This is a genomic window from Mycobacterium sp. AZCC_0083 (genome assembly GCF_014202335.1).
GTDB lineage: Bacteria > Actinomycetota > Actinomycetes > Mycobacteriales > Mycobacteriaceae > Mycobacterium.
Window position 1 is genome coordinate 278,905 of the sequence record NZ_JACHGP010000005.1, and the last position, 18,007, is coordinate 296,911.

Genomic DNA, 18,007 nt, shown 5'->3' on the forward strand with positions numbered 1-18,007 from the left:
ATCTGGGTCACGACTCACCAGCATTACAGCTGTGCGGCCTGCTTTCCAGGAACTTCGACGGCGTCGTGACTCTCGGCCCGCACGGATCGGGCGCGCAGGTAGCCCAGCGCACCGAGGACGCCGAGCACCGCGAGGGTGCCAAGGGTGAACACTTCGAACGTCAGCTGGCTGACTCCCCAGGTCTCGACGAAGTCGTAGTCGAGCCCGAAGAGGCGCTCCAACGTGCCGGGGAAGACCGTCACCCAGGACCCGAGTGCCACCCACGCGAAGCACAGCCCGCCGAGGATGCGGAATCCCGTGTCGCCAGTCGGCACCCGGAACGGCCGCGGCATATCGGGGAATCGGGTCCGCAACCGCACCGCCGCCGGAATCGAGATGACGTAACTGAGCAGGAAGGTGGAGATGGAGATGCTCAGCACCACGCCGAAGATCGACGCCGATGATCCGGTGACCTGCATGGCGACGAGGCAGAACACCGTCGCCACCGTTCCGGACAGCAGGTTGACCCGTACCGGGGTGCCCAGTTGGGGATGGAACCGGCCGAAGAAGCCGCCGAAGAACGCGCCGTCGGCGGCGGCCATGGCTTGCATCCGATCGCTGATGATCATCCATGCCGAACCCTGGGTCATCAGGATGACGGCGAAGATGACGCCGGTGACGGTCAGCATCACGGGGGCGGCGGCGCCGTAGACGCCGAACACCTTGGCGACCGCCTCCATCAGGCCGCCGATGCCGGTGATGTCGTCCTTCGGCAGAACCACCAGGATGGCGAAGATCGGCAGCAGGTAGGACGCCGCGGCGATACCCGACGAGCGCGCGATGGCGATCGGGACGTCACGCGCGGGGTTCTTCATCTCGCCTGCCGCGCTGTTGCCGGATTCGAAGCCCAAGTAGGAGAACAGGAGCAACGGCGTCACCCCGAGCAGGCCGGCGATCGTCGGGCTGAAGTCGATGACCGACAGCCCCGCGACACCGTGCTGCGATGCGTAGATCGCCGTCGTCACCAGGAAGATGACGAGGAATGCGATCTTGAGGATCGCGCCGACGTTCGGGATCCACTTGCCGTGCCGCAGGCTGATGATCGCGGCGAGGACGGTGAGCCAGATGAAGACCAGTTTGAAGGCGTAGTCGGTGACCGAGCCGGACTCGAACGGGGTGACGTACGTACTCCAGGTCTCCGAGGCGATGAACGCCATCGAGCCGCCGACCCACACGGGCTGGGTCACCCAGGTCAGCAGTGACGCGATGGCCGCCACCGGCCGCCCGAAAGCCTTTCTGCACCAGACGTATACGCCGCCCTCACCGGTGAACGCACCACCGGTCTCGGCGAAGATGAGGCCGTAGGGCACCAGAAAGAGCACGGCAAGGACCAGCGCCCAGGTGAACGTCTCCGCGCCGAAACCGGATACCTGCCCCAGCGTCTCGATCGATACGACCGCCGCGACGATGAGGAAGACGATGTCGAGCCTGCCAAGGGTCTTCTTGAGGTGCTTGACTTCGCGATCGGCCTGAGCCGTTTCGCGGTCGTCGGGTGTTGGTTGCGATGCTTCTTCCAATTTCACGACGGTGCCCTCGCCTCTCCCTGTGAACGTGATCGCCCCCACAGTGACCCCCGCGCTCGCAGCTGTAAAACATCCTTTTCAGTGAATTCACATCGGAATTTCCGATGTGAGCACCGACGAGCCGTCGCACCGAACTTCATCGTCAAATCAGATGCAAAACCGCTGAAACCACTAGTTGACCTCGGTTACCGATGACACGACGATGGCTATTACCCCGCGTGACCCAGGTCACGGCGTATTTGAACAGCCCGGCGTATTTGAACAACCCATAGCCGTCGCGTGAACCTAGGAGGCACTCCATGCGAGACCCCCGGTACGACATCCTCTTCGAGCCCGTCCAGATCGGCCCGGTCACCGCACGCAACCGCTTCTACCAGGTCCCGCACTGCAACGGGATGGGCTACCGCGACCCCTCCGGCGAGGCATACATGCGCAGGATCAAGGCCGAGGGCGGCTGGGCCGTGGTGTGCACCGAACAGGTCGAGATCCACCCCACCTCCGACATCGGCCCCTTCATCGAACTGCGCCTATGGGACGACCAGGACCTGCCTGCGCTCGCGCGCATCTCGGAGAAGATCCACGAGGGCGGCGCGCTGGCGGGCATCGAACTGGCCCACAACGGACTGAACTCGCCGAACCTGATCAGCCGGGAACCCCCGCTGGGACCGCAGAACCTGCCGGTCGTGTCGTGGAACTACGACCCCGTCCAGGCCCGCGAGATGACCAAGGCCGACATCGCCGACATGCGGTACTGGCATCGCGAGGCCGTCCGCCGGTCGCTGCAGGCCGAATACGACATCGTCTACGTCTACGCCGGTCACGCCATCGGCGGCCTGCACCACTTCCTGTCGAGGCGCTACAACAACCGCACCGACGAGTACGGCGGCAGCATCGAGAACCGGGCCCGCCTACTCCGCGAGATCCTCGAGGACACCCGTGAGGTATGCGACGGCAAAGCCGCTGTGGCATGCCGGATCTCGGTCGACGAGCTGCTCGGCGACGACGGCATCACCCGCGCCGAGATCGAGGACGTGATCGGCATGCTCGGAGAACACCCCGACCTATGGGACTTCGTCCTCGGCAGCTGGGAGGACGACTCCGTCACGTCGCGCTTCGGACCAGAGGCCGAACAGGAACCGTATGTCCGCGGGCTCAAGGCGCTGACCACCAAACCGGTTGTCGGCGTTGGCCGTTTCACCTCGCCGGACATGATGGTGCACCAGGTCAAGACGGGCGTGCTCGACCTGATCGGAGCCGCACGGCCCTCCATCGCCGACCCGTTCCTACCGCAGAAGATCGAGACCGGCAATCTCGAGGACATCCGCGAGTGCATCGGCTGCAACATCTGCGTGTCGGGGGACTTCACCATGTCCCCCATCCGCTGCACCCAGAACCCAACCATGGGAGAGGAATTCCGCCGCGGCTGGCATCCGGAGAAGATCCGAACCCGCTCCAGCGACTCCGCGGTGCTCGTCGTCGGCGCAGGACCTGCCGGTCTGGAAGCCGCTCGCTCCCTTGGCAATCGCGGGTACACCGTCAGCCTGGCCGAAGCCACCCGCACCCTAGGCGGGCGCGTCGCACACGAGTCGAAGCTGCCGGGTCTGTCGGCCTGGATCCGCGTCGTCGACTACCGCGAACAGCAGCTGCAGAAACTCGACAACGTCGACGTCTTCATGCAGAGCGAGATGACCGCCGACGACATCGTCGAGAACGGCTTCAACCACGTCGTCATCGCCACCGGTGCGCGCTGGCGCCACGACGGCGTCGGCCGCTGGCACACCAGGGCGATGGAGATCGCTGAGGGCGCAGCCGTTCTGAGCCCCGATGACATCATGGCGGGGACTCGGCCGCGCGGTCGGCGCGTCGTCGTGTTCGACGATGACCACTACTACATGGGCGGCGTGATCGCCGAGCTGCTCGCACGCGAGGGACTCGACGTCACCCTGATCACGCCAGCAGCCCACGTTTCGCAGTGGACCACCAACACCCTTGAGGTCGCACGCATCCGCAAACGCATCATCCGAGCAGGCATCGACGTGCGCACCAACTCCGCGGTCACCGCGGTCACCGCCGACGGCGTGCGCACCGCGTGCGTGTACACCGGCGATGAAGGCTCGGTGAGCGCCGACTCCGTCGTCATGGTGACCGCGCGGCTGCCCATCGACGGTCTGTATCAGGAACTGCTGGGGCGCAACGCCGAATGGGCCGACGCCGACCTGTTGAGCGTCCGCGCCATCGGCGACGCGTGGGCGCCCGCCACCATCGCCGCTGCCGTCTGGTCCGGACACCGCTACGCGGAGGAACTCGACGAGCCGGCGCCCCTCGGCCCCGTGCCGTACCTGCGCGAGGTCGCCGAGCTCGCCGCCGAACCCGTCATGTATCTACCCGTCACGCCGGTCGAACCGGCTCGAGTTTAGGAGTACAGCGTTGCCCGAAGTTGCCGCCATCCCAGTTGGTTCCGACGTCGCCATGTCGCCAAGCAGCTACGTCACCGCCGAGACCCTGAAGGAGGGCGATCCGGCCGAGCGCGAAGCCGTCCACCTGAGCAGCGCCGACGACAAGTTCACCGTCGGCTCGTGGAGTGCGGAACCCTACGCCGAGTTCATCGAGAGCTATCCCGGCGACGAATACACCAGGGTGCTCACGGGTTCCATCACCCTGACCGGCGCCGACGGCGTCGGCCACGTCTTCGGCCCCGGCGACTCGTTCACCCTGACCAAGGGGTGGCGCGGCGAGTACCGGGTGACCGAGCCACTCGTCAAGCAGTTCGCGATCTACGTTCCCTGAGAGGCACACACATGACCACGCTCGACGACTGGACCCGGCTCGCAGCCGAGATCACGCCGCGCACCGAGATCTTCATCGACGGCAAGTACCGGGCCGCGCTCTCCGGTGCGACCTTCGATTCGATCAACCCCGCCACCGGTGAACTGATCGCCAAGGTGTCCTCCGCCGACGCGCACGACGTCGACGCCGCCGTTGCCTCGGGGCGAGCCGCCTTCGAATCGGGTGTCTGGTCGCGGACCTCGGCATCCCATCGCAAACGCGTCATGCAGCGCCTTGCCGAGCTCATCACGGACAACGCCCAAGAGTTGGCGCTGCTGGACTCGATGGACATGGGCAAGCTGGTCGCCGAGGCCTACGCCGTCGACGTCCCTTCTGCCGCAGATCTCTTCGCGTTCTACGGCGAGGCGATCGACAAACAGGGCGGAGAGATCGCTCCCACCGAGCCGGGCAATCTCGCCCTGGTGACCAGGGAGCCCCTTGGGGTGGTCGGTGCTGTGACGCCGTGGAACTTCCCGCTGGATCTCGCGGTGTGGAAGCTGGCCCCCGCTCTGGCGGCGGGCAACTCCGTCGTGCTCAAACCCGCCGAGCAGGCACCACTGTCGTCGGTGCGGCTCGCCGAACTGGCCGTCGAGGCGGGCCTGCCAGAGGGCGTGCTCAACGTGGTACCCGGCCTCGGTCCGACGGCAGGTGCGGCCCTCGGCCTGCACCAGGACGTCGACGTCATCGCCTTCACCGGATCCACCGAGACCGGCAAGCGGTTCCTGCGCTACGCGGCGGATTCCAACGCCAAACAGGTCTGGCTGGAGTGCGGCGGCAAGAGCCCGAACGTGGTGTTCGACGACGCCGACCTTGATGCCGCGGTGGACAAGGCGATCTTCGGGGCGTTCTACAACCAGGGCGCGGTGTGCTCGTCGAATTCCCGTCTGCTGCTGCACGCGTCGATCGCCGACGAGTTCCTCACCGAGCTGGTGAGGCGTGCCGCCGAGGTGCGGCCAGGCAATCCGCTCGACCCCACATCGACACTGGGCGCCCTCGTCGACGAGAAGCACACCCAGCGGGTCGTCGGGTTCATCGACCGGGCCCGCGCCGATGGCGAGATCCTCATCGGGGGCACCCGCGAAACCGTTTATGGCCGTGGCTGTTTCGTGGCACCAACGATCGTCGCGAACCTCTCGCCCGCTGCCGAGCTGATCACCGACGAAGTCTTCGGCCCAGTCCTTGCCGTGCAGACGTTCGGTGACGAAACCGAGGCAGTCGCGATGGCCAACGACACCGTCTACGGACTCGCCGCCTCGGTGTGGACACGCGACCTGTCGCGGGCCCATCGCGTCGCTGCGGCACTGCACGCGGGCACCGTCTCGGTGAACACCGTCGACGCGCTGAGTGCACAGACGCCGTTCGGCGGCTTCAAGCAATCCGGTTTCGGCCGCGACCTGTCCCTGCACGCACTCGAGAAGTACACCGGACTCAAGACCACGTGGATCGCACTGTAGATGGGAAGTCAAATGAACGAACTTGGGCGAGCGAAGCGACGGGGACTTGAAAAGGCGCCGGTGTCAGCACCCGTCGAACAACGCACCATCGAGCACGTCCCCGTCGATGAGCGCCATGGCCGCGCCCGCGACCTGTTCACCGTCTGGTTCGGCTCCAACATCATGCTGCTGACCATCATCACCGGCGCCCTTGCCACCACGGTGTTCGGGCTACCGCTGTGGGCAGGCGTAGTGGCGATCGTGCTCGGCAACGTCATCGGCGGCATCGTGATGGCACTGCACGCCGCGCAGGGTCCGCAGATGGGCGTTCCCCAGATGCTGCAGACGCGGGCCCAGTTCGGTTCCTACGGCAGCCTTCTGGTGGTCGTCCTCGTAGTGTTCATGTACCTGGGCTTCTTCGCGTCCAACGCAGTGCTCGGGGGTCAGGCGCTGGCGAAGGTGACCGGCCTTCCCACCAACTGGTCGATCACCATCATCGGGCTGATCAGCGTCGTCGCCACCATCGTCGGCTACCGACTCATCCACAGTGTCGCCGCCGTGCTGTCCGTCGTCGCGGGCGGCGCACTGGTCGTCGCGTTCGTCTGGATGGTCGGGGTGAACGGGGTGCCCGCGGAGACGTGGCACTCCGGCGGGTTCAGCTGGGCCGGGTTCATGGCGACGCTGTCGGTGGCCGCGCTGTGGCAGATCGCCTACGCTCCTTACGTTTCGGACTACACCAGGTACATGCCCAAGGACACCGGCCAGCGGGCCGCGTTCTGGGGCACCTACGCCGGATGCGTTCTCGGCTCAGTGTTGCCCATGCTCCTCGGCGTTCTGGTGGGGGCGGCGCTACCTGGCGACGAGACGCTCGATGGGCTATCCGCACTGACCCGCGGCGTCAGCACGGGCCTGTTCGCCATCTTCGCGATCGGCATCACCGCCACCAACGCGATGAACCTCTACTGCGGAGCGCTGTCCACGATCACGGTGGGCCAGAGCCTGTTTCCGCGCTGGCGGCCAGGCGCTGGCAGCCGCGCGGTGACCGCGGTCGCGTTGTTCGTGGTCGCGATCATCCCCGCACTGGTCAGCGCGGAGGACTTCCTGGCCAACTACGCCAACTTCCTGGCGCTGCTGCTCTGCGTCCTGATCCCCTGGACGGCCGTCAACCTCGTCGACTACTACCTCCTGCGGCACGGGGTTTACGACATCGCGTCCTTGTTCGAGCGCGACGGCGGGCGGTACGGCAGATTCAACTGGACCGCCATCGCCTGCTACTTCATCGGGATCGGCGTGCAGATCCCGTTCCTGTCGACCACCCTGTTCACCGGTTTCATTGCCAAGGCGCTCGGCGGTGTCGACATCTCGTGGATCGTCGGACTGGCCGTCATCTGTCCGCTGTACTACGTGTTGATGCGCCCGAAGGTGAACGCCTCGGTTCCGGTCGCGGCGGTCGCGTGACCGACTACCTGCTCGTCGGCGGCGGCACTGCTGGATGCATTGTGGCGTCGCGACTTTCGGAGGATCCGGCCGTGACGGTCACCGTGCTCGAAGCGGGTCCGTCCGATCGGGACGAGCCGCGGGCAAGGGACATCCGGCGCTGGGCGCAGATGCTGGAGAGCGAGTACGACCTCGACTACCGCAGCGTGCCGCAGCAGCGGGGGAACTCCGACATCCGGCAATCCAGGATGCGGATCCTCGGTGGCTGCTCGACCGCGAACACGATGATCACGTGGCGGCCACTGCCCGCCGACCTCGACGAGTGGGCCGCACTCGGCGTCTCGGGATGGGACACCGCCACGGTGCACCAGGCCTACGCCCGGATCCTCGCCCCAGTGCAACCGGTCGCCGACGAACACCGCAACCCCTACGTCAACGACGTCGTCGACTCCGCCCGGCGGGCGTTGGACCTACCCGCCCGCCGGGCCTGGAACTCCGATCCCGACTTCGCCGCCACCGGAATCGGCGCAGGCTTCTTCGAGATCGGGTACACCCCGGAGAGCCACCTGCGGTCCTCGACCTCCGTGCACTACCTGCACGACGCCATCGCCTCCAGGGACAACCTGGTGGTCGAGCACGGCTTGCACGCCGAACGGATCCTGATCGAGGACGGCGCGGCCGTCGGGGTGATCGCCCGCGACGGCGACGGCAACCGGCGGGAGTTTCGTGCCGATCGCGAGGTGATCGTGTGCTGCGGTGCCATCGACACGCCAAAGCTGCTGCAGCTGTCCGGGATCGGGCCCGTGGACGTGCTGCAGGCGGCGGGCGTCCCGGTGCTGGTGCCATCGCCTGGGGTGGGCGAGAACCTGATGGACCACGCCGAGGGGCTGATCGTCTGGGAGGCAGGCGCCGACGTTCCCGACACCTGCGCGACCGGATGGGACGCCGGCGCTGCCGTGCGCCTTCGTGACGACAGTCCTGCGCGGCCCGACGTGCTGATGCACTTCCCCGTCGAGGCGGTCGCCGACCATGCGGTTGCGCGCGGCGTCGCGATGCCCGACCGCATCGTGTCGATCGCACCCAACGTGGCCAAGCCGCACAGCCGTGGACGGGTGTGGATGACCTCCGCCGATCCCACCAGCGCCCCGTCGATCGACTACCGGTACTTCACCGACCCCGATGGCCACGACGAAGCCGTTCTGATCGCGGGTATCCGATTGGCCCGCCGCATCGCCGCGATGGCGCCGATGGCGGATTGGATCGTCCGCGAGGTCTTTCCAGGACCCGCCATGCAATCCGACGAAGAGTTGTCGGAGGCTCTGCGCGCGACGCATCAGACCGTCTATCACGTGTCGGGAACCTGCCGGATGGGCGCCGATGACGACCCGATGGCCGTGTGCGATTCCCGCCTGCGGGTCCGCGGCGTTCGGGGTCTGCGGGTCGTCGACGCCTCGGTGTTCCCCACCATTCCTTCGGTCAACCCGGTGGGCACCATCATGGCCGTGGCCGAGCACGCCAGCGCCATGCTGCTCGCGGATCGCTAGCGCCACGGCCCACGCTGACGATGACGCGGTCATGTACCGCGACGGTCATTACTGAACAAACTCAGCATCAACCAGGTCCTCACCCCACTCGTCGACGATGAACGCGGAATGCATGGGGTCGCCGACCGTTTCAACGGGTTGCCCACGACCCCAAACTGCGGGCGATACTAACGAGGCGCCGCGGCGCGCTTACGGGTTGATCGTATTCTCGCCGACCTGGCGTCCCCAGACGTAGTCGATCAGGATCGGCTGGCCGAGTTCGAGATGGTTCTAGGGGGCAATGGAGGCACCGGTGTCCATCACCAGGTACGGCGCGGGCCTGAGATCTCGGGTGACCGGCTGCCAGCAGCCCGGCTTCCCCTCGGGACCGCCCTTGGCGTTCACCCGCGGCAGGTTGTCCGGATACATGTACGGATTTCCGGGCCCAACGACCATGGTCCGGCCGTTGCTCGAGTAGCCGTTGCCGCCGAGGACTCTCGAGGCCAGGGGCTCGGCATCGTGGAAGTTGCGGATCGTGCAGTACAGCGCCGGACTGTTCCTGTCCAGAACCTGAGACGTCGAGACCTGATCCCGCGCGCCGCGCACCAGGTACGGCCCGCCGCGTTCGAAGACCTCGCCGCCGGTGTTGCCGAACCCGACCGCGGCCATCAACGCCTGATCGATGTTGCCCTGCTGCTCGTTGAGGGGGCGCGGTGGTGGCCGCGTCTTGCAGGCCGTCGAACAGATCAGGAGCGGCGTTGGCGTATGTCTCTCCGAGGTCGGCCAGCAGCTGGTTGTCGCGACGAATCTGGGGCATCTGCGGATTGAGTCGGCCAGGATCGCGTTGCCATGAACAATCGACTGGCCGAACCGATCCCCCAAACCGTCGAGGGCTTCGGCCGTCGCGGCCAGCGTCTGATTCAATTTGATCGGATCCACCTGTTCGGCCACCGACACCACGGTCTCGAATAGCGGGTTGAACTCCGTGCTCACCGATGTCACGTCGATTAGATCGGACGTGGTAATGATTGCGGCCACCACCAATACGACCAGGCCGGCCGTCCTATAGGGCGGAGTTTCCTGCATCGACCGGCGCCGTGACATCGTCATCGCGGTCCTTCGTGCGAGCTGCCAACAACCCGTTGGTGTCGCCGATAATTGCGCCATCACTCGATGGCGGATCTGTGACTTGGAAGGCCTGCCTGCTCCAAGAACGCAGACATCATCGACATCTGGCCGAGACCTCGGCGTGCACATACTTCCTCAATGGCGAGCTAGTTCAACGATTTTCGCGAAGGACACCCCTCATGTCAGCCCTCCGGCAGCGGTCTCGGCGCAACTGGCCAGCTACCGGTCAGAGTTGCAGAACTGTGTCTAATAGTCAATAGTAATTATGGTCAGACCATACGGACTGTGAAATTTGATCGGCGCCGCCGTCCAAAGCCATTGGACGGCAACGGGATGAGCTGTGCGCGCCGCTTCCGGAAAGGCCGGAGTGGCGAACCAGAAGCCCAGTACCACCGCCGCGACCACAACGGGCCATTGCCCTAAGTAGGAGGTCGATAACCTGCAGCAGAGTCGCGAAGTTGCCAGATCTGGGCGGGACACAAGATGCCGACGGCGTATGAGACCACGTAGTTAGCCGCGCCCTCGTCATTCGGGAAGACATCACGTTTCACATCGGTCATGACCTCGGCGTACCGCCCACCTCGAATCACCTTGTCGCAGATTCCATAGCCGTAACCGAGCGCATCGTTATTAGGAAAGTCGAAGTGACGCCGCACCACCACGTTGTACGTGTATTCCACTTCCGGCGCTGGCACGGCCACCGATTGCGGGGCACCATAAACAGCCACCCACGGCATCACCAAAGTCAGCGCAATGGCTACGAATCGGCGTCGAGTTCCACACACTGACTAACCTTCCCACAGCGAGACACCTTGAAACAGTGCAACAACGTTGTCCATTTCTGCGCGAATCGACGACGCCGGCTTACTTGGCCGGCGAACGGGTCCGCTAATGTTGAAAGCAGCCGCATACCCTCGGCGGACGACGCACCGCCTCCGCTCTAACCCGCCACCGGCACTCCACGAACGCGGTTTCAGTGCAACAGGTTCACTACCCTGGCAGGCACTGGACGACGACGCGATCGCGCTGAGTTCACGAGTCCATGACGACGTCGAATTTCAAGTCAGTTCCGGTATTGGCGAAGTATCCGTCGACGTCCCCGGCGGTGATGTCTGATGCCGACGAGGGCGACCACTTCGCATTGCGGTCCTTGTCGATGACTTGTGCTCGGATACCTTCGACGAGGTCATGAGAGTTTAGTGCCGTACAGGCAACCCGATACTCCTGGAGCAGGACGTCTTTCAATGTGGGAAGGTCAGCGGCTCTGCGCACCGACTCCAGTGTCACCGCCAGCGCGATTGGCGAACGGCTCGAAATCAGCTCGGCCGTAGCATTGGCCTGCTGTTCGGCGTCCGCGCGCAAGGCAGCGACGATGTCGGTGACGGAATCGCCGGCGTAGCACTGGGTGATCCAATGCAGTTGAGCCAGTTGGCTCGGTGGTGGCTTGACCGCATGTTCGGCGATCGCTGCATCGACGCCGTCGGCGGAGATCGCTCGGGCAAGGTCGCCAAGTCGGTCATGGGGCACGAAGTAGTCGGCGAATCCAAGCGCGATGGAGTCGGCTCCCGAGAACGGCGCGCCAGTAAGTGCGGCATGCAAGCCCATCGAACGAGGGGCACGCGAAAGCAGGTAGGTACCCCCGACATCGGGGATGAACCCGATGCCGACTTCGGGCATGCCGATCTTGGACTTCTCCGTGACGATGCGATGGCTGCCATGGGCGCCGACTCCGACGCCACCGCCCATGACGAGGCCATCCATCATGGCGACGTAGGGCTTGGGGTACGAGGCGATGTACGAGTTGAGGCGGTACTCGTCGAACCAGAATCGACGGGTCGCGCCACCTCCCTCGATGGCATCCTGGTAGATCGCGACGATATCGCCGCCAGCGCACAGGCCACGGTCGCCCGCACCATCGAGGACCACGGCGGTAATGGCTGGATCGCTGGCCCATTCGACAAGCACGGCGTGCAGCGCAGTCACCATCTCGTGGGTCAGCGCATTGATAGCTTTGGGACGGTTCAGCGTTGCGAATCCCACGGATCCCTCGACCCTAGTCAGTACCTGATCGAAACCACCGGACATGTGTGCCAAACCCTTATTGGAGACGTCCAACGGGCGTTGGAGAGCAGACTGCTGTCCAACATCCGAATTACTGGGATGTCCGAGTAGTTGAATCCGGACCTCCCCATCAGGTTGCGAGCGTTCGGCGCAATGTTCCATTTACCTATCGGGCCGTGGGATACCCACCTGTGCAACATGATTCGATCTCCGACCCCGTCGAATTCCGGTAGTGCTCGTCATCCTTGCCAGACGCGTTCGGTCATGCATGACTCCGCTGCGCCGGCACTGTCGTGCGATGAGGCCTGCCGGGTATCGCCCATCGCCCTCGGACAATTCCCACGCCGGGGAGGTCTTGACGAGGGTGTTTGCCGAGTGACTCTGCGCCGACGTGCAATCCTTCATACCCCGAGTCGACTTCGCCGACGCAGGCCGCCATTGCGATCCGCTCGGCATACGGCTCGAATGCTGCCGATACCGCGGTGCCGGAGTAGCCGTCTAGCCAGCCGCGCAGAGTCGTCGCCACGTTGGGGGGAAAGCGGACGTCGTTCCGCACGCAGCAACCTACGAGCGTCACCAAGGCGCTCTCCAAATCGCCCGCGCCGATTTCGACCCAGAGCCAAGTCAGGTCGTCGGGCTTCAGGTAGGGCGCGGCGAGAGCAGCCATAGTCCATGCCAGCGATCGCTGGTCGAATCGATTTACGTACACACCGACTCCGCGGGTTTGTGCGATGTCGGGCGCGGATCCCGAGACTGGACTTCGATCGCCAAGGCGCTGCGATCGTGATCTCGATACTGCCCCGACAGGATCATCTCGATAGTCGACTGGAGGTCGCGCACTATGGCGGTCCCCGCTACCGGCGAGTCGGATCTGCTCGCAATGCCGCGTTCCGACCGGGCCGCAACGATTGCGGCATTAAACGCAACCTGGGTTGACCAACGGCACAGATCGTGCGCCTTGTCGTCTGACAAACCCTGCCGCGTAACGACTTCTGCGAGCCGTTGAATGCGTGGGCTCAGCCGGACGTGGTCATGTTGAGTGAGTAGCGACGTCGGATGCGGGTGCGCGATCATCTGGTGGTGGAGGTTCATGCACCAGTCGGTCAGCGTTGTCTGCCAGGAATCACGGTGGTGGATCGGCGGATTCAGACGTGATAGATGCAAGGCCACGACGTTGCGAATGAGTTGGTCGTGGCCACCGATGCGCTTGTAGAGCGTCCTGGTCGAGATCTTGAGATCGCTCGCAAGGCGACGAATCGTCAGGGAACCAAGCCCGTCGCCATCGAGCACTCGCAGGGCGTGATCGTAGACGGCCTCGGATGTTATCGAGGGCGGAGGACCCGTACGGCTACGGGATCGTGACGAGGCGCCGCACTTCGTCTGTTCAGCGGTAACCGCAGACTCCCCTAGCCCGGCGACGAAGCACTTGAACTCCGCTTCGGGGTCAAAGGCGGTAGGCGACCGCATGCCGCTGTGATCGCCACGCCCTGACATCACCTCGCCGCACCTTCGACCGGGACGAGGAGAACGTCGGTGGCTTCATCGGGCGTTTGGCGCGGCTCGGAGCGCCGCGTGCCCTCGAGGTCGTCGCGGATGGCTTCCTGCGCCGCGGGCGGCAGCGTGTGCATGATCTCGCGCACACGGGCCTGACGACGGCCAACGGCCTTGCGCTCCGGCATACCCGGAGTGGCCAGGATCTGCGGCGGCACACCCTCGATCTCCTCGACGCCACCATCGTGGTGACCGGCATCGGCGAGCGCCTGCTCCTCGGCCATCTGCGACTCGTCCTTCTCCTCCGACATCCCGATCGGACCCAGCCGGCGACCGTTGAGGAACTGCTTCACCACCGGCTCATCGGAGGTCAACAACACCTCGCGCGGACCGAACATCACCAAGTGCTTGCGGAACAGCATGCCCATGTTGTCGGGCACAGTGCGGGCGATGTTGATGTTGTGCGTGACGATCAGGATGGTGCAGTCGATCTGGGCGTTGATGTCGATCAACAGCTGGGACAGGTACGCCGTACGGACCGGATCCAGACCGGAGTCCGGCTCGTCGCAGAGAATGATCTGCGGGTCGAGCACCAGCGAACGGGCCAACCCGGCGCGCTTGCGCATACCACCGGAGATCTCACCGGGGAACTTCTGCTCGTCACCGGTCAGACCGACCAGTTCCATCTTCTCCATCACGATCTGGCGGATTTCGGATTCCTTCTTCTTCGTGTGCTCACGAAGCGGGAACGCGGTGTTGTCATACAGCGACATGGAGCCGAACAGCGCACCGTCCTGAAACATCACCCCGAACAGGGTGCGGATCTCGTAGAGCTCCTTGGCCGAGCACTCGATGATGTTGGTGCCATCGACCAGGATCTTGCCGCGCTCGGGGCGCAGCAGCCCGATCAACGACTTCAAGAACACCGACTTACCGGTACCGGACGGGCCGAGCAGCACGCTGACCTCACCAGCGGGGATCTCGAAGGTGACGTCCTCCCAGATTCGCTGGGGCCCGAAGGACTTGGTCAGTCCCTCAACCTGAATACCGATGCCCATGGGTAAATCTCCTTAACATTTCGGGACTGTCGACGCCGCCTAGACGCAGCCGGCCGCGCAGGGATCAGGTGGTGGAAAGTCATCAGGCAGTGTCGCGGCGGGGTCCGCCGGTGGCTGGCCCTGGGTCAAGTCCAGGTTGCGATCCAAGTCCGGCGCGATTGGCACCATTCGACAGAACGGGCTGAAGGCGAGCTGGCAGGGATTGGAGCCCGGATCAGCAGCGGCCGGCGTGGCCATCGCGACCGGAGCGGTTGCAAGCAATGTCGCGGCGACAAAGAGCCCGATCCGGTTGCCAACTGACACGATGATGTTCACAATCGATTCCTATGCGATGGCGGCGGCTAGGTCGGCGGACATCGCGGCTAGTTGCAGGCCCCAGGTGAGCCAGTCGTGTTGTCCTTCGGCCGGAAAGTCGAAATGACCGTTGGCACCGCCGACAGCGCGATAGTGCTGATAGAAGCTTCGATTGCTGCCTTGAGCCTGGTCGCAGTAACCGATCATGGCGGCAGGATCGCTACAGGACAGTGTTGATGGGCTGAACACCCACAGCCGAGTGTTGTTGTCGGACAAAAGCTGTACGTGCACATCGGGGTCACGCCACTTCCACCGCCCCAGCTGTGCAGCACCCCACATGGATTGGGTGTTGACTCCACCGTCCTGAGCAAGCCCCGCGGTGATCGCGCCGTTCATCGTGGTCGCCGATGGAGTCAGGAAGCCCGACAGCGATCCTGCGAAGCGGTAGCGATCGGGGTGGAATGCCACAAGTGTTAGCGCTGCGGTCCCGCCCTGCGCAGCACCGACGATCCCGTGCCCTCCCGAGGTCAGCCCCTTGTTGGCGGCGAGCCAGTTCGGCAGTTCGTCGGCCAGAAATGTCTCCCACTGCTTGGACCCGTCGGCTTCCCAGTTGGCGTACATGCTCCAGGCGCCGCTCGCGGATGCCACCACCGAAATCCCCTTGCCCGCAAGGGTATTGAATGCGCCCGCTCGCACCCAATTGCTGACGTCGGGTCCGCCGTTGAAGGCATCGAGCAGAACCACTGCGTGTGGGCCCCCCGCTTGGAACGCCACCGGAATGTCGCGACCCATGGCCGCCGAGGGCACCATTAGCGTTTCGACGGTGGCGGCCTTGGCGGTGGCCGCACTCCACAAACATACGGTGAGCACGGCCGCCAGCGCGGCGCGTAGTGCACTGATCAGCCACTTCACCGCCGTTGAACCATCTGTCTCGATAGTCATTTCGCGTCACACCGGCGGATAGGCCGGAGGCGGGTACACGCCGCGAAGCGCCCACGGAAACCAACTGAAGAAGTACTCGATCTCGTCACTGGCGTCGTAATCGGGGTTGGGGTCCATTGCTCAACACTCGCCATTTTCCGTTGGTGGTTTCGGCATTTCGGCAGCGATCGCCGCGGCTGTTCATTGCGGCTTTCCGTAGACGGCTACGAGCACGCTGTGGTCCAGACTGTTGACCGACCACACCCCCATCTGGGTGTAGGCGCAGTTGGACATCACCGCGAAGTCGGCTGGGTCGTAATACCACTGGTTCATGACATCGACACCATTGATCGCCAAGGCGGGATTGATCGCCACCGTCTGGGCCACCTCGCCGTGATAGCCCGCGGCGAGCGCTCTTGTCTGGGGGGTCGAGCCGTCTGACCCGAGGTCACCGTCGAGGGCGCGGTTGTTCAGGACGTCGTCGGCGTGCCATTCCGCCGCAAGCTGTAACTGCTTGTTGATCTTGACGTCGTTCTGACAGCCGGCCTGGTGTTGCACCGTATAGACGTTGGCGACGACGCTGTCGTTGAGGCGCTTGTTGTTCGGCACCAAGGTGTTGTTGTCGCCGTCGGCGTGTGCATAGGGCGCCGACAACACCAGGATGGCGGCTGCGGCCACGAGCATTGCTGTCAGTCGACATCTTGGCATCCCGGGCTCCGTATCTTCAGCGGGTTGTGCTGGTGTGTCAGGGTTCATGATCGCGACCGCTCACACCGGGTCGAATTGCGATATGAGCCAACGGTCGTCGGCTCTGTCGAGGGTGACCCGGACACTGGACGCTGTGCTGGTGGGTGTACCGGTTCCGACGGTGGTCGTCTGATTGACGAACAACAGGACCACGGCATGCGCACCCGACGCCGACACCGACGCAGCGGCTGGGACCGTCGCCGTCGCCGCGATCTGTTTCTGCTGGGCACCGGGGATGACCACATCGTGGGTTAGTGAGGTGTAGGAGTCGAGGAACTGACCCGTCAATCGGCCGCGCGCGGCATCGAGATCCTTTGCGACGGTATCGGGGCGATAGGACAGCATTGCGACCGTTCCCTCGGTAGCGGCGCGCACGGAATCGGTGGCAGCAACGTGGTCTCGTGCCGCCGCGGAGTTCTGCCACTTGAGGTAGCCGAATCCCACTACCAGCAAGACCGCCAGTGCAGGAAGAACTCCGTACGTCACCACCGGTCGCCAGCCAATCCGCCGCCGCTGCAATGGCATGGGCGCACGTTGGTCGTTATCAACGTCGTCCACAAGTTCTGCGATCACAACATCGTCGGCAACCGCTGCGTCGGCCGAATCACCCTGGTTCAGTTCAACGCTCGCTGCGTCGGAACGGACGGCCTTGAGTAGCTTCATGGCACGAACTCCACTCTTGAGACCTTCAACTGACTATCGAGTTTTTGAACCGATATGCGCATGCGCCAGGCGCGCGGGACGGGCTCTGCCCCAGCTGTGCTAGATGTCTTCACCGAGACCGCCACCAGTGCTTGGGCGTCCGAGGCGGAGTATGACTCCAAGGCTGCCTCAGTCACAGTGCCAACCGACACTGACTGTGTCTGTTTGACGACTTCAATGAATGGCTGCGAACGCTGGGCGAAGTCGTCGTAAAACTCTCCGGAAGCAGCGCCCATGATCCGTTTCACGTCTTCATCGGCGTGCTGCCAGTCGATGGTGGTGAGATTCAGCGCCGTCTGCCGCGCGGACTGGAGGTACTCGCCGCGTTCAACCGTCGCGTGACGTAACTGGTAGGACTGAAATCCCTGCCAGCCCATCAGCGCCGTCAATACGGCAACGGTGATGGCCCCCAAGGCCATTGGGTGTCGCAATGCCGACCAGCTCCTGCGGTGCTGCGCGGTTGGAGCCGCCGTGATTGCGTCTCCGCCATCTCGTACCTCCTCGGTGTCGACGGAGGCATCGGTTACGTCCTCGGTGTCTACGGGCATCGTCATGGTGTCGGAGACAGCAGCATCGCTTGCCATGTCGTGTCCTTCGGCGTGGTTTGAGCGAGGTCGGATTGCTGGTACCGGCGGCCGTCTGGCCCCATATAGGCACGTGTCGCCCGGTCGTAGTACGCGACGGCAATGGGTGGTGCCGCGGGTGCAGCAGTCAGGAGCACCGCGGGCCCGCCCACGAATCGATGGCGCGTTTCGCACCACGCCCAAAGGACTTGGCTTGCCGGGTCGCGAAGCGAATCATCCCGGGGGGAGGCTCCCAACGGC

17 protein-coding genes and 1 pseudogene are annotated in these 18,007 nt (G+C 64.4%); 5 read left to right on the forward strand and 13 right to left on the reverse strand.

Annotated features, from left to right (window positions below; genetic code table 11):
- Positions 1–23: 23 nt before the first annotated feature.
- Positions 24–1,562, reverse strand: a complete 1,539-nt coding sequence (locus HNP02_RS14470) for an APC family permease (protein ID WP_309241556.1) — start codon at positions 1,560–1,562, stop codon at positions 24–26.
- 299 nt (positions 1,563–1,861) lie between these two features.
- On the opposite strand from HNP02_RS14470, the gene HNP02_RS14475 reads away from it, so the two are divergent.
- The 5 genes from HNP02_RS14475 to HNP02_RS14495 are packed head-to-tail and all read left to right on the forward strand — an operon-like array spanning position 1,862 to position 8,802.
- Positions 1,862–3,979 carry an FAD-dependent oxidoreductase gene (locus HNP02_RS14475; protein WP_184439472.1) on the forward strand — a complete coding sequence of 706 codons (2,118 nt, stop codon included), beginning with the start codon at positions 1,862–1,864 and terminating at the stop codon, positions 3,977–3,979.
- A gap of 10 nt (positions 3,980–3,989) precedes the next feature.
- Positions 3,990–4,349: a cupin domain-containing protein gene (locus HNP02_RS14480; protein WP_255506514.1), complete on the forward strand. Its 360-nt coding sequence runs from the start codon at positions 3,990–3,992 to the stop codon at positions 4,347–4,349.
- Between the two features lie 11 nt (positions 4,350–4,360).
- A complete protein-coding gene (locus tag HNP02_RS14485; protein ID WP_184439474.1) occupies positions 4,361–5,842 on the forward strand; it encodes an aldehyde dehydrogenase in 1,482 nt (493 codons plus the stop codon).
- Positions 5,843–5,902: 60 nt separating this feature from the next.
- Positions 5,903–7,279, forward strand: a complete 1,377-nt coding sequence (locus HNP02_RS14490) for a cytosine permease (RefSeq protein WP_309241557.1) — start codon at positions 5,903–5,905, stop codon at positions 7,277–7,279.
- The gene (locus HNP02_RS14495) at positions 7,276–8,802 is read left to right on the forward strand and encodes a GMC family oxidoreductase (protein WP_184439478.1); all 1,527 of its coding nucleotides are present in this window, start codon (positions 7,276–7,278) and stop codon (positions 8,800–8,802) included. Before HNP02_RS14490 ends, HNP02_RS14495 begins: the two co-directional genes overlap by 4 nt.
- 270 nt (positions 8,803–9,072) lie before the next feature.
- On the opposite strand, the gene HNP02_RS44030 is transcribed toward HNP02_RS14495, so the two are convergent.
- From HNP02_RS44030 to HNP02_RS14550, 12 genes and pseudogenes are all read right to left on the reverse strand, one after another.
- Positions 9,073–9,531, reverse strand: coding sequence for an MCE family protein (locus HNP02_RS44030; protein ID WP_375373672.1), 459 nt, complete (start codon positions 9,529–9,531; stop codon positions 9,073–9,075).
- A 19-nt stretch (positions 9,532–9,550) separates the two neighbouring features.
- Positions 9,551–10,038, reverse strand: a pseudogene (locus HNP02_RS44035) (MCE family protein); the annotation flags it as partial.
- A 290-nt stretch (positions 10,039–10,328) separates the two neighbouring features.
- Positions 10,329–10,646, reverse strand: coding sequence for a DUF732 domain-containing protein (locus HNP02_RS14505; protein WP_184439899.1), 318 nt, complete (start codon positions 10,644–10,646; stop codon positions 10,329–10,331).
- Positions 10,647–10,941: 295 nt separating this feature from the next.
- Positions 10,942–11,994: an enoyl-CoA hydratase/isomerase family protein gene (locus HNP02_RS14510; RefSeq protein WP_184439480.1), complete on the reverse strand. Its 1,053-nt coding sequence runs from the start codon at positions 11,992–11,994 to the stop codon at positions 10,942–10,944.
- Between the two features lie 675 nt (positions 11,995–12,669).
- Positions 12,670–13,260, reverse strand: a complete 591-nt coding sequence (locus HNP02_RS14515) for a hypothetical protein (protein ID WP_184439482.1) — start codon at positions 13,258–13,260, stop codon at positions 12,670–12,672.
- A gap of 203 nt (positions 13,261–13,463) precedes the next feature.
- Positions 13,464–14,519, reverse strand: a complete 1,056-nt coding sequence (locus HNP02_RS14520) for an ABC transporter ATP-binding protein (RefSeq protein WP_184439485.1) — start codon at positions 14,517–14,519, stop codon at positions 13,464–13,466.
- Positions 14,520–14,558: 39 nt separating this feature from the next.
- On the reverse strand, positions 14,559–14,834 hold the full coding sequence (locus HNP02_RS14525; RefSeq protein ID WP_309241558.1) for a fibronectin-binding protein: 276 nt from the start codon (positions 14,832–14,834) through the stop codon (positions 14,559–14,561).
- 9 nt (positions 14,835–14,843) lie between these two features.
- A complete protein-coding gene (locus tag HNP02_RS14530; RefSeq protein WP_184439487.1) occupies positions 14,844–15,755 on the reverse strand; it encodes an alpha/beta hydrolase-fold protein in 912 nt (303 codons plus the stop codon).
- A gap of 6 nt (positions 15,756–15,761) precedes the next feature.
- Positions 15,762–15,872 carry a hypothetical protein gene (locus HNP02_RS14535; RefSeq protein WP_115279417.1) on the reverse strand — a complete coding sequence of 37 codons (111 nt, stop codon included), beginning with the start codon at positions 15,870–15,872 and terminating at the stop codon, positions 15,762–15,764.
- Between the two features lie 63 nt (positions 15,873–15,935).
- Positions 15,936–16,418 carry a CAP domain-containing protein gene (locus HNP02_RS14540; protein WP_255506516.1) on the reverse strand — a complete coding sequence of 161 codons (483 nt, stop codon included), beginning with the start codon at positions 16,416–16,418 and terminating at the stop codon, positions 15,936–15,938.
- An 84-nt stretch (positions 16,419–16,502) separates the two neighbouring features.
- Positions 16,503–17,006 carry a hypothetical protein gene (locus HNP02_RS14545; RefSeq protein ID WP_221317601.1) on the reverse strand — a complete coding sequence of 168 codons (504 nt, stop codon included), beginning with the start codon at positions 17,004–17,006 and terminating at the stop codon, positions 16,503–16,505.
- Between the two features lie 134 nt (positions 17,007–17,140).
- The gene (locus tag HNP02_RS14550; protein WP_184439489.1) at positions 17,141–17,767 is read right to left on the reverse strand and encodes a mammalian cell entry protein; all 627 of its coding nucleotides are present in this window, start codon (positions 17,765–17,767) and stop codon (positions 17,141–17,143) included.
- Between the last annotated feature and the right edge of the window lie 240 nt (positions 17,768–18,007).